This window comes from Bradyrhizobium sp. SZCCHNR1051 (assembly GCF_032489615.1).
Lineage (GTDB): Bacteria > Pseudomonadota > Alphaproteobacteria > Rhizobiales > Xanthobacteraceae > Bradyrhizobium.
The window spans coordinates 38507-50233 of sequence record NZ_JAUEYJ010000034.1 but is presented as its reverse complement, the minus strand read 5'-3'; the positions used below and the strand labels follow the sequence as shown (position 1 = coordinate 50233).

Here is an 11727-nt window from a genome sequence, read left to right as displayed (position 1 = left end):
TGAGCGGGGAAGGGAAACGGGGCGTTGCCGAATGGCCCAAGCCACCGCGCCCTTCCTCGACTCTACCCGTTCAAACCGTCGCGCAGGGAAGGCCGGATATTGGGCTGAACCTGTGGTTCTGCCGCGTGCTTTCTGCTGCACGCGGACCGCGGGTATCAGCCGATACCCGGTCTTCCCTGCGCCTCTTCTTCGAGGAGAAGAGGACCAAAGGACGCAAAGCCCGGGTGCCATCCGCCGCGGGAGCGCGACGTCATGGCCTCGCTGTTCGACCTGTTCGGAACATGCGCGTTTGCCGGCAAGCCCGTCATCACGACGCCGCGCGGGAGCAGGGAGGTTGCAGCCATTCCGCTTGGGTGTTCGGACGGCGTCGTCTCACCCCATCGTGGCCAGCCGAACCGCCAGCGCACACGCCCGGTCGTATTCGTCCAGGTTGATCCATTCGTCGATCGTGTGCGGCTCGTTCTGGCCGGTGCCGAAGGTCACGGTGGGGATGCCGTGGCGGACCATCCAGTTGGCGTCGAGGCCGCCATTGCCGGCGCGCAAGGTCGGTGTGGCGCCGATGTCGGAGACGGCGGCCGTGGCGCGCTTGACGACGGGAAGGGTCTCCTTCATCCGGAACGGCGGAAACTCCGTCACGGCCTTGAACTTGACGCGGCCGGACTTGCCGTCGCTGTTGGTGACGCGCTTGGCGGCGGTCTCGAATGCCGCCTTGTAGGCGTTGCTGATCTCGCGGACGAACTTGGCATCGTGGCTGCGGCATTCGCCGCGGACATGGACGTAGTCGGTGACGACGTTGGTGGCGTCGCCGGCCGGGCGGCCTTCGCCGCCGGTGACCGGGCCGACATTGCTGGTGCCTTGCTTGGCGTCCTTGCCCTTGCCCTTCACCACCTTGCCGAACCAGCCGCCGGCTTTGACCTCGGCGAGCGCGAGCGCCAGGATCATGGTGGCGCTGATGCCGCGCTCCGGCGCGACGCCGGCATGCGAGGCGCGGCCGAAGATCTCGACCTCCCAGCGGTCGGCGCCGACGGCACCGATGGTGACGCTGGAGGCCGAGCTGCCGTCGAAATTGAAGGCCATCTCGGGCGCGCCGAGGTCATCCGTGTTGACGTGGCGCGCGCCATGGAGCCCGCTCTCCTCGCGCACGCAGAACAGCAGGGTGATCGGCGGATGATCGAGCTTTTGCCTGACAAGCTCGGCAGCGAGCGTGACGAGGATGCCGCAGCCGCAGCGATTGTCGCCGCCGAGCGCGGTCTTGGCCTGATTGACGATCTTGCGACCAGCGATCTTCGGCTGCGCGCCGGCGCACAGCGGCACCGTGTCCATATGGGTCATGAACATGATCCGCGGCTGATTGTGCTGGCTGCCGCGGCCGGGCAGCTCGACAATCAGGTTGCCGGTCTCGGTCGGCAGCGGAATGCGCGTATTGGCATCGTCGAGCCGCATCGCCTTGGCCGGCACGCCGGCCTGCTTCAGCGCCGCCATGATCTCGCGTCCGATCGCCTTCTCCTGTCCGGTCACGCCCTGGACGGCCAGAAAACGCATCAGACGATCGGTGGCGGCGGCGGTGTCGACGGACATGAAGCGATTCCCATGATGAACGATGTGCCCGGAGCATCCAGCCGGGCGGCCGGTTGCGCAAGGGGGCTCGCATTGGTTTCGCCGCCTGACTCTTTTCCGATGCCTCGATCGTCTTCATGTCATCTGGACATTGGAGCATCAAGATGAGCCTGAAAGACAAGACGATCGTCGTGACCGGCGGAAGCCGCGGCCTTGGCCTGGGAGTCGTGGAGGCCCTCGTCGATCGCGGCGCCAAGGTGACCGTCGTCGCGCGCGGAACCGAGGCGCTGAACGCGATTGCTGCGCGCCTGGGTGTGGCCACGATCGCGGCCGACGTCACCGACGAGGCCGCTGCGCATCGCATCGTCGGCGATATCAGCCCCGACATCCTGATCTTGAACGCCGGCACAACGCCGCTCATGGGCCGGCTGGATCGGCTGACCTGGAGGGATTTCTCGGCTGCCTGGGAAACGGACGTCAAGGCGGGCTTGTACTGGATCCAGGCGGCGCTCAAGCTCCCGCTCAAGCCAGGAAGCCGCGTGCTGGTCGGATCGAGCGGCGCGGCGGTGGGTGGTTCACAGATGTCAGGCGGCTACGGCGGCGCCAAGCGCATGCTCTGGTTCATGGCGAAATATGCCAACGGCGTGTCGCAGGACGACAGACTCGACATCCGCTTCCAGGCGATCGTGCCGCGCATGATGATCCTCGGCACGGGAGTGGGGGATACGGCCGCGGGCGCTTATGCCGGGTCCATGGGCATCACGCCGGAAGCGTTCGTCGCCCGTTTCGGCGCGCCGATGCCGCCGCGCGCGTTCGGCGATCGCGTCGTCTCCGTGCTGGAGGACCCGCGATTCGCCGATGGTGTCGTGTTCGGTCTGAATGGCGACGACGGTGTGACGGTGATGGAAGGAGCGGCAGCTTGAGTGACGGACCACAGGATCAGCAAGACGCGCGCAGGGCCGAGCTCATGGCCCTGGCAGAGCAGTTGCGGCCCGAGCTGCATCGCTATTGCGCGCGGCTGATGGGGTCGGTGATCGACGGCGAGGACGTCGTGCAGGACACCCTGACGAAGGCGCTCGTCGCCGTGGGCGAGATGCGGGACCTCGCGATGCTGCGCGCCTGGCTGTTCCGGGTCGCGCATAACCGGGCGCTGGACCTGCTGCGCAGCCGTGCGATCCGGGCGGTCGAACCGATCGAGGCCGCTGACGACGTCGCCGATGACGCCGCACCGGATGCCGTGGAGGTGATGATGCGCGACGAGGCGATCAGGACGGCGGTGTCGCGCTTCACGGAGCTTCCGATCCCTCAGCGGAGCGTGCTCATCCTCAAGGACGTGCTCGACGAGCCGCTCGCCGACATCGCGGCGTTGCTCGGCCTGACGTTGGACTCGGTGAAGGCGCATCTCGCCCGCGCCCGCGCGCGGCTCTCGGGGATCAACGCCGTGGCCGAGGCCCGGCCGGCGGCGAGACCGGCGTCCGATGCGGTGGCGCGCTATGCGAGCCTGTTCAACCGGCGTGATTGGGACGGCCTGCGCGCGCTGCTGGCGCACGACGTCAAACTGCACCAGTCCACTCATCCCATCCGTGTCGGCCCGGCCGATGTCGGGATGTTCTTCAGCATCTACGCCGGGATGGACGGCGTCTGGCTGGCGCCCGCCTGGCTCGAGGGCCGGGAAGTGATCGCCGTGTTCGAACGCCATGGCGATCCGCAGCCCAGCTACTTCATGTGGCTGAGCTGGCGCGACGGCAAGATCAGCTTCATCCGCGACTACCGCTACGTCCGCTATGTCATCGCCGATGCAGAGCTGGCACTCGTCCCGCTAGTCTGAGCACCCAGGCCGGCAAGGGCTTGATCCACGTCAACGAGGGACGGTCGCGTCAGGACCATATTCTGACGAAAGAGGTCCGAGATGCAGCTCTTCAACTCGACGCGAAGCTACGGTGCAATTCCGCAGACGTTGCATTGGCTGACGGTCGTGCTCGTGGCCGTCGCCTGGGCGCTTGGTGTCTTCGGTGACGTGCTGCCCAAGGGCGCACCGCGCGAATCCGGCCTGTTCATCCACGTGACGGCTGGGATCGCGATCCTCGCGCTTCTGGCCGCGCGCCTGGCTTGGCGGCTGGCCGATCCATCTCCGCCGCCCGAGACGACCGAATTCGCCACATGGATGGGAAAGTGGCAGGATCCGGCCGCGCGTTTCGCGCACTACGCCCTCTATGCGCTGCTCCTTGCCGTGCCTGTCGTTGGAATCGTGTTGCAGTTCGCGCGCGGTGATGCCTTGCCGCTGTTTGGCATCGCCGAGATCGCGTCGCCCTGGCCCAAGGACCGCGCTTTTGCTCACAACGTCAAGGAAGTGCACGAAATTCTCGCCCACGCCCTCGTCATCGTGGCCGCGATGCATGCGGCCGCCGCGCTGATCCATCACTGGATCTTCCGGGATCGGACGCTCCTGCGCATGCTGCCTCATTCGGACGACTAGGGGAGGCGACAGGCCTGTCGGGAATGACGGATTGCGCCGTCGCTTCAGGCGCCGTGACCGAACGGTCGCGATCCGATCGATCACTCCGCTCATGGTTCGGATTGCCAATCCCCCAGGAAACACGGCCGGGAGACTCGCCAATGCTGGAGTATCGCGTCAACGCCCGACGGATCGATGCGCATGAAAGCGTCGCAGACTGCAAGGATGCGACCGTGGTGCTCGATACCGACGTCAAGGGACGGCGGGATGCATTCAACCCGGCCGAGCTTCTTCTCGCCGCGGTTGCCGCCTGCATGATCAAGGGAATCGAACGCGTGACGCCGATGCTCAAGTTCTATGTTCGTGGCGTCGAGGTGCGACTGATCGGCGTCCGTCAGGACAGCCCGCCGATGATGGCGTCGATCGATTACGAGCTGATCGTCGACACCGATGAAGATGACCGCCGGCTCGAGCTGCTTCATCAGAATGTCAGGAAGTATGGAACGATTTCCAACACCGTGGCCGCCGCGACGAAGCTGCAAGGCGTGATCAGGAGAAAGACATGAGCCGTCTTCACGTCCACCCTGAAAGCCACCTGGTGGCGCGGATCGGATGGCTCAGGGCGGCCGTTCTGGGAGCCAATGACGGCATCATTTCGACTGCAAGCCTGATCGTCGGTGTTGCTGCGGCAGCAGCGACACGAAACGACGTCCTGATCGCGGGTGTCGCGGGATTGGTCGCGGGAGCGATGTCGATGGCCGCCGGTGAATATGTCTCCGTCAGTTCGCAGTCGGATACGGAGCAGGCCGACCTTGCACGGGAGCGCAAGGAGCTGAGCGACAACCCCGCATTTGAACGCGACGAGCTTGCCGATATCTACGTCAAGCGAGGTGTGGATCAATCCCTTGCGCGGCAGGTGGCCGAGCAGTTGATGGCGAAAGACGCGTTGACGGCTCATGCGCGCGACGAATTGGGAATCTCGGAGATCACCGCAGCGCGGCCCATCCAGGCCGCCGTGACCTCGGCCATGATGTTTTCGGTGGGAGCCGCCATGCCCTTGCTGATGGTCGTCGTGTCGCCCGCCAACTTGCTGGTCCCGATCGTCTCCGCGGCTTCTCTCGCCTTTCTCGCGGTGCTGGGAGCGATCGGCGCAAAGGCAGGCGGGGCCAACATTCCGCGTGCCACCTTTCGCGTGACGTTCTGGGGGGCCTTCGCCCTGGGTCTCACCGCAGGCATCGGAAAGTTGTTTGGGGCCGTCGTTTGAAGCGCGGGCAAAGCTTGCGTGACGATCAACGGCGTTACCGCCGTCTCGTGTCGAGGTTGCGGCGGTGTCGCGCTGTCGTCGACGCCGGCATTGTTTCGAGAAATTGAAGACCCAATTCGGTCCAGGCGCCATTATCAACCGGCCCGCGAGCCGCCACATCGGCGTCACGAGCATTCGATGGGCGCGACCCTCACGTCACGAGGACGCCGCCGAGGCGGCAATGCGCCCGATGCTGTGGTCGTGAGGAGCGAGCGGTGGACGGACAGCAAGCGCCGGGCGGATCCCGGCTGACGATTTTGCATGAGGAGCGTCCCCCGGCGGACCCGCGCGCCACATCCAGGGCGTCCGTGGGACGTGCGCTGTGGTCGCTCGTCGGGCTCGGCCTGATGATCGGAATGCTCGTCGCGCTGCCATGGATGGTCGAGTATGTGACCGTCGGCCAATATCTGGTTCACACCGATGACGCCTATGTCAGGATGAACGAAGTCCCGGTCAGGTCGGCGGTGTCCGGCCTGGTCAGGGACCTGCTCGTGACCGACAATCAGGAGATTGTTGCGGGACAGGTTCTGGCGCGGATCGAGCACCGGGACGAGCGCGCCGCGACGGTCGCGCTGAACGACGTCATCGCTCCCGTCGCCGGCGTCGTGGCTGCAAGCGGTCTCCATGTCGGCGACGTCGTGACGACAGATCGGTCGTTGATGGCGGTGGTCACGCCGGGCGAGCCCCACGTCATCGCAGCCCTCGCGGTTTCCGAGATCACCTATGTCGCGATCGGACAGGCGGTCACGATCGACGTGCCGGGCCTGCCCGTCCGGCTCTATGGACATGTCGCGGATGCCGAGTGGATCGGCGCGGCGTCCGGCTCGCCAACCGGCGAAAGCCGGATTGCGCTGAAGATCAGCCTGCTGAAGGCGGCCATGCCCGCCGGATTGCGATCCGGCATGGCTGTCGGCGCGACGATCCTGACCGGCCTGACCGGGACGGAGCGGATGGTCTCGCAGATCCTGCAGAAGAGGGCGCAGAGGACCTGCCGCTGCGAGCAGGATCTCCAACCCGCGTCGGTGCAGCGGCGCATCTGACCACGGCATCCCCACGCGACGCGCGGCGCCCGCGATCAGCCGCGGCTGAGCTCCTGCACGCCGTCGTGAACCTGGTAGACGACCTTGCCCTCGCGCCAGGCGAACGCGCCGCCGGGCTCGCGGCAGACGATGCCGGCTTCCGGAATCAGCTTGTCGCAGAGCATGACGATGATGTCCTCCAGCGGTGCGCTGGTGTCGTTCTCCTCGGTCATCCGGTCGATCGAGATCTCGCCGCCCTCGACGCCGTCGTCGATGTGGACGATGAAGATCTCCTCATGGCCATGGATGCCATGCGCCGTCACCCGAAACACTTCCCCCTTGTACTCGAATTCCCGAACCATCGCGTCCGCCCATATGAGTTTGTTGATTGCCGTTTCAAGCGGGGACGGAAACTAAGAGCGCGCCGCGCGAGGGTCAAGAAAAGTCGGTGTCGGGAATCCGACAAAATTCAACGGGTGCGAACGCATGCCACGGGTGTGCGCGCATGTTCGCTGCACGACGGGCAATCCGTGCATGCCGCTCATGCACGAACTGCCCGTGGAGCCGGTTTGTCGTAAACTAATCAATTGCACTCGGGCAAATCACCGTCACATTTCCGCGCATCCGGCTTCGCCGAAGAGGGACGTTTCGCGATCGTCACGAGCGTCCGGCCGGGATCGCGAGCCCATGTGTGAGGCCATGTGTGCCGTCTGATAGTCGAGCGAAGGAGTCGCGGTGCTGCGGGACGATGGCCGGCTCAGGCGCCCGCATCATGCGCTTTGATGACCGCCACGAATGCCTCGCCGTAGCGCGCGAGCTTGACCGTGCCGGCGCCGGGGATGCTCGCAAGCTCCGCGACGGAGCGCGGATGGCGGGTCGCCATTTCGGCCAGCGTCTTGTCGTGGAAGATGACGTAGGGCGGCACGTTCTGGGCCTTGGCGAGCTCCATCCGCCGGACGCGCAGCTTCTCGAACAGGTCACGGTCGAGGTCAGGAAATGTCGTCGTGGTCTGCCGCTCCCGAGCCTTGCGGTCGCGCCTGGTCTTCTTCAGCACGCGCAGGCTGAGTTGCGGCTTGTCGCGTAGGAACTGGCGGCCCTCGGGCGAGATCGACAGGCCGCCATGGCCGGCGATGTCGACGCTGATCAGCCCATGCGCGACGAGCTGGCGGACGATGGAGCGCCAGGCGTTGCGGTCGTGCTCCTTGCCGATGCCGAAGGTGGAGAGCTTGTCATGGCCGAGCCGTTCGATGCGCTCGTCCGTCTCGCCGAGCAGCACCGCGACGACGTGGGCCTGGCCGAAGCGCTCGCCGGTGCGGTGGATGCAGGACAGCAGCTTCTGCGCGGCGATGGTGCCGTCGAAGGTCTCGGGCGGGTCGAGGCAGATGTCGCAATTGCCGCACGGCGCGCAATCGTCGCCGAAATAGCGCAGCAGCACCTGGCGCCGGCATTGGCAGGTCTCGGCGAAGCCGAGCAGCGCATCGAGCTTGCGGCGCTCGGTGCGCTTGCGCGCATCGGGCGCGTCCGACTCATCGATGAAGCGGCGGCGCAGCGCGATGTCCTCGGCGCCGTACAGCATCAGGGTTTCCGATGGCAGGCCGTCGCGGCCGGCGCGGCCGGTCTCCTGATAGTAGGCCTCGATGCTGGACGGCAGATCGGCATGCAGCACGAAGCGCACGTCGGGCTTGTCGATGCCCATGCCGAAAGCGATGGTGGCGACCATGATCAGCCCCTGCTCGAGCTGGAAGCGACGCTGGTTCTTCTCCCGCGCCTTCATCTCCATGCCGGCATGATAGGGCAGCGCCGGAAAGCCGTGGTCGCTGAGCGAGGCGGCGACCTCCTCGGTCTTGCGCTTGGACAGGCAATAGACGATGCCGCTCTCGCCCTCGCGGGATTTCAGGAAGGCGAGCATCTGCTGCATCGTGCTGGTCTTCTCCGCCGCGCCGTAGCGGATGTTCGGCCGGTCGAAGCCGGCGATGAAGCTGTTGCCGTCGCCGATCGAGAGATGCTCGACGATCTCGGCCCGCGTCGGCGCATCGGCGGTGGCGGTGAGCGCGATGCGCGGGATCGTCGGGAACAGCCCGGCGAGACAGTCGAGGGCGCGGTATTCGGGCCGGAAATCATGGCCCCATTGCGAGACGCAGTGCGCCTCGTCGATGGCGATCAGCGACAGTTGCGCGGCCTTGAGACGCTCCAGGTTCTCCGGCCTGAGCAGCGTCTCGGGCGCCATGTAGAGCAGGTCGAGCTCGCCGCGTTCGATGTCCTGCCACAGCAGGTCCTTCTCGGCGCCCCAGAGCCGCGAGTTCAGCGCCGCGGCCTTCACGCCGGCCTGCCGGAGCGCGGTGACCTGGTCCTCCATCAGCGCGATCAGCGGCGAGATGATCAGCCCGAGGCCGGGACGCGCCAGCGCCGGGATCTGGTAGCACAGCGACTTGCCGCCGCCGGTCGGCATCAGCACGAAGGCATTGTGTCCGGCGATCACGTGCTCGACGATGTCGCGCTGCCGCCCGCGAAAGCTGTCATAGCCGAACACGGCCTTGAGGATCGAGAGCGGATCGGCGGTCATGGGAACGCACTTCTTCGGCAGACGGAGGGACTGGATAAGTCCCGTTGCGGGACGCCGCCGTCAAGCGAAAGCTGCCCGGTGACGCGCATTTCAGCGGCGCGGAGAAGCATGGCGGGGACAGTGGCAGGGGCGCGTTGGACAAGCCGACGAGTTATGGCAGAATCGACTTGCATCGCATTATGTTCCGATCCTGATACGAGCATGGGCTGCCGGGGCGAGCTGGGTGCATTGGCACCTCGCCGGGCGCAAGGTGGTGCTGGTCGATGCCGATCCGCAGTGGTCGGTGGTGCGGCTCGCCGAGCGGCAGCGTGCGCTCGCCATGCAAAGCTCGGGCGCGTGGCGCCGCGAGATCGCGAAACATGTCGAACCGTTGGAATTCGCTTCGACGTCGCCGTGTCGTATACGGTGGCGGTCGGTCGAGGCCGGTCCGCAAAGAGACGCGCGCGCAGAGTTGGTGACGAGGGTGCTTGCAGATCTGTTTGAAGGCCCGGTCGTGGTCGTGGCCTCCAGCCTCTCGCTGGCGGACGACGAACTGTTTGCCGAGGAGCGCGCTCATGTTCGAGCCGCGGTCGCCAAGCGGCGGGCCGAGTTCGCGACCGCGCGGGTCCTGGCGCGCAGGGCGCTGGCCGCGCTCGGAGCTCCGCCGGTGGCGCTCGTCCCGGCGCCGGATCGCGCGCCGGTGTGGCCGCCGGGCTATGTGGGAAGCATCTCACATTGTGCCGATCATTGCGCCGTGGCCGTAGCCCGAAGCAGGGATGTCTCGTCGCTCGGACTGGATGTCGAGGACCTGCGCGAGCTCGATCCGTCGATGCGCGACCTGGTGCTTACGCCGGCCGAGCGGCGATGGCTTCGCGCGCAGCCGGACGCCTTGCAGCCGATGCTGCCGATCGTGATCTTCAGCGCGAAGGAAGCCTACTACAAATGCCAATATCCGATCACGCGCGGCTTCCTGGATTTCCAGGACGTCGAGCTCACGATCGCATGGGCGGCAGGCACGTTCGAGGCGCGCGTCGTGAGAGAGGGATGGCCGGCTGCCATTGCTCGCCTCGCCGGACGCTTCCTCATCGCTGACGGCCGGGTCAGTTGCGGCGTGACGTTGGCGAAGGGCTGATCGCGCGGATGCAGCCTGGAGTTGGGCCGAGCCTGCGTCCTGGCGGCTGCGCCGGAGAGCCGCGCCATCGCCATCCCGGCAAACCTCCGGACGACGAGCAGCTTACCGCAGTCGCTAAACATGATGCGCTGCAAACGTCGCGAAAACGCGCTTGACATGTTTAGTTATTCACAATCTACTAAACAAAATACTTAACTCGGACGGATGATCCGGGGCCATGGGGAAACGCTTGCGGCTCGCGCTGTCGTTGTGACGGCGCCGCTCGCCGCAGGCCATGCATCGCCGTCACCCACGCGAAGCGGGGACGGCGCCAACAGGGAGGGAGTGCCAGATGAAGTTGCTGCAGACATTTGCACTGATGGCGACGGTCGCCGCTGCGACCGTGCTCGGCGCATCCGCGCCGGCACGCGCCGAAGGAAAGACCATCACCTTGTGCTGGGCCGCCTGGGACCCGGCCAATGCGCTGGTCGAGCTGTCCAAGGACTTCACCGCCAAGACCGGCGTCAGCATGAAGTTCGAGTTCGTGCCGTGGCCGAACTTCGCCGACCGCATGCTCAACGAGCTGAACTCCAAGGGCAAGCTGTGCGACCTGATGATCGGCGACTCCCAGTGGATCGGCGGCGCCGCCGAGAACGGTCAATATGTCAAGCTCAACGAGTTCTTCGATAAGGAAGGCATCAAGATCTCCGACTTCATGCCCGCCACCGTGGCCGGCTACGCCGAATGGCCGAAGGGCACGCCGAACTACTGGGCGCTGCCGGCGATGGGCGACGCCAACGGCTGGACCTATCGCAAGGACTGGTTCTCACGGTCCGAAATCCGCGAGGAGTTCAAGAAGAAGTTCGGCCGCGAGCTCGACGTGCCCAAGACGCAAGCCGAGCTGAAGGACATCGCCGAGTTCTTCCAGAAGCGGGTGATCGACGGCAAGACCGTCTATGGCGCGGCGATCTTCACCGAGCGCGGCTCGGAAGGCATTACCATGGGCGTCACCAACGCGCTCTATCCGTTCGGCTTCAAGTATCAGAACCCGAAGAAGCCGTATGACATGCAGGGCTTTGTCAATTCCGACGACGCCGTGAAGGGCCTCGAATTCTACAAGGCGCTGTACAAGTGCTGCACGCCGCCCGGCTATTCGAATGGCTACATGCAGGAAGGGCTCGACGCCTTCAAGTCCGGCCAGGTCGCGCTGCAGATGAACTGGTTCGCCTTTTTCCCGGGCCTCTACAAGGACCCCAATGTCGGCGGCGACAAGATCGGCTTCTTCGTCAACCCGGCGCAGAAGGAGAAGGGCTCGCAGCTCGGCGGGCAGGGCATCTCGGTGGTGGCCTATTCGCCGAACCGTGCCGAGGCGCTGGCCTACATCAAATGGTTTGCCTCGCTCGACACCCAGAAGAAATGGTGGGCGCTCGGCGGCTATAGCTGCCACAAGGGCGTGCTCAACGACCCCAACTTCAAGAACACCGCGCCGTTCGCTGCCGACTTTCTGGTGGCGATGGACCTGGTGGTCGATTTCTGGGCCGAGCCGTCCTACGCGCAGCTCCTGCTCGCCATGCAGAAGCGCGTCCACGACTATGTGGTCGCCGACCAGGGCACCGCCAAGGGCGCGCTCGATGGGCTGATCGCCGACTGGACCAAGGTCTTCAAGGAGGACGGCAAGCTCTGACGGCCGCGGCACCTCGCGCACACGCGGGATGCGCCACGACAATCCCTCCGGCGAGC

General features: G+C 65.8%; 11 protein-coding genes. 8 read left to right on the top strand and 3 right to left on the bottom strand.

Annotation, left to right across the window (positions count from 1 at the left end):
- Positions 1-372: 372 nt before the first annotated feature.
- Positions 373-1578, bottom strand: a complete 1206-nt coding sequence (locus QW868_RS31360) for a M20/M25/M40 family metallo-hydrolase (RefSeq protein WP_316232382.1) — start codon at positions 1576-1578, stop codon at positions 373-375.
- Positions 1579-1721: 143 nt separating this feature from the next.
- Between QW868_RS31360 and QW868_RS31355 the strand changes: the two genes are divergently transcribed.
- The 6 genes from QW868_RS31355 to QW868_RS31330 all read left to right on the top strand — a co-directional run bounded on the left by QW868_RS31355 (position 1722) and on the right by QW868_RS31330 (position 6355).
- Complete coding sequence (locus QW868_RS31355) at positions 1722-2480, top strand: SDR family oxidoreductase (protein WP_316232381.1); 759 nt, start codon at positions 1722-1724, stop codon at positions 2478-2480.
- Positions 2477-3385 (top strand): sigma-70 family RNA polymerase sigma factor, encoded by a 909-nt coding sequence (locus tag QW868_RS31350; RefSeq protein ID WP_316159965.1) that lies wholly within the window; start codon positions 2477-2479, stop codon positions 3383-3385. The genes QW868_RS31355 and QW868_RS31350 overlap by 4 nt, the downstream gene beginning before the upstream one ends.
- An 81-nt stretch (positions 3386-3466) precedes the next feature.
- Positions 3467-4033, top strand: coding sequence for a cytochrome b (locus QW868_RS31345; protein ID WP_315770973.1), 567 nt, complete (start codon positions 3467-3469; stop codon positions 4031-4033).
- A gap of 140 nt (positions 4034-4173) precedes the next feature.
- Entirely contained in the window at positions 4174-4578 is a 405-nt protein-coding gene (locus QW868_RS31340; RefSeq protein WP_316160002.1) for an OsmC family protein, read from the top strand.
- Entirely contained in the window at positions 4575-5276 is a 702-nt protein-coding gene (locus QW868_RS31335) for a VIT family protein (RefSeq protein WP_315739274.1), read from the top strand. Before QW868_RS31340 ends, QW868_RS31335 begins: the two co-directional genes overlap by 4 nt.
- A gap of 347 nt (positions 5277-5623) precedes the next feature.
- A complete protein-coding gene (locus QW868_RS31330) occupies positions 5624-6355 on the top strand; it encodes an HlyD family efflux transporter periplasmic adaptor subunit (RefSeq protein WP_316232380.1) in 732 nt (243 codons plus the stop codon).
- Between the two features lie 35 nt (positions 6356-6390).
- Here QW868_RS31330 and QW868_RS31325 read toward each other — a convergent pair whose 3' ends face one another.
- Together QW868_RS31325 and recQ are read right to left on the bottom strand one after the other, a co-directional pair.
- Positions 6391-6696, bottom strand: a complete 306-nt coding sequence (locus tag QW868_RS31325) for a hypothetical protein (protein WP_315739276.1) — start codon at positions 6694-6696, stop codon at positions 6391-6393.
- 395 nt (positions 6697-7091) lie between these two features.
- On the bottom strand, positions 7092-8897 hold the full coding sequence (gene recQ / locus QW868_RS31320; protein ID WP_316232379.1) for a DNA helicase RecQ: 1806 nt from the start codon (positions 8895-8897) through the stop codon (positions 7092-7094).
- Between the two features lie 223 nt (positions 8898-9120).
- Between recQ and QW868_RS31315 the strand changes: the two genes are divergently transcribed.
- Together QW868_RS31315 and QW868_RS31310 are read left to right on the top strand one after the other, a co-directional pair.
- The gene (locus QW868_RS31315) at positions 9121-10008 is read left to right on the top strand and encodes a 4'-phosphopantetheinyl transferase (RefSeq protein WP_316232378.1); all 888 of its coding nucleotides are present in this window, start codon (positions 9121-9123) and stop codon (positions 10006-10008) included.
- A 331-nt stretch (positions 10009-10339) separates the two neighbouring features.
- Positions 10340-11671 (top strand): ABC transporter substrate-binding protein, encoded by a 1332-nt coding sequence (locus QW868_RS31310; RefSeq protein ID WP_316232377.1) that lies wholly within the window; start codon positions 10340-10342, stop codon positions 11669-11671.
- Positions 11672-11727: the final 56 nt, after the last annotated feature.

What these genes read in the sequence shown, in the direction of transcription:
- QW868_RS31360 (WP_316232382.1), bottom strand. Translation starts at nt 1,578, where the DNA reads ATGTCCGTCGACACCGCCGCCGCCACCGATCGTCTGATGCGTTTTCTG.
- QW868_RS31355 (WP_316232381.1), top strand. Translation starts at nt 1,722, where the DNA reads ATGAGCCTGAAAGACAAGACGATCGTCGTGACCGGCGGAAGCCGCGGC.
- QW868_RS31345 (WP_315770973.1), top strand. Translation starts at nt 3,467, where the DNA reads ATGCAGCTCTTCAACTCGACGCGAAGCTACGGTGCAATTCCGCAGACG.
- QW868_RS31340 (WP_316160002.1), top strand. Translation starts at nt 4,174, where the DNA reads ATGCTGGAGTATCGCGTCAACGCCCGACGGATCGATGCGCATGAAAGC.
- QW868_RS31335 (WP_315739274.1), top strand. Translation starts at nt 4,575, where the DNA reads ATGAGCCGTCTTCACGTCCACCCTGAAAGCCACCTGGTGGCGCGGATC.
- QW868_RS31325 (WP_315739276.1), bottom strand. Translation starts at nt 6,696, where the DNA reads ATGGTTCGGGAATTCGAGTACAAGGGGGAAGTGTTTCGGGTGACGGCG.
- recQ (WP_316232379.1), bottom strand. Translation starts at nt 8,897, where the DNA reads ATGACCGCCGATCCGCTCTCGATCCTCAAGGCCGTGTTCGGCTATGAC.
- QW868_RS31310 (WP_316232377.1), top strand. Translation starts at nt 10,340, where the DNA reads ATGAAGTTGCTGCAGACATTTGCACTGATGGCGACGGTCGCCGCTGCG.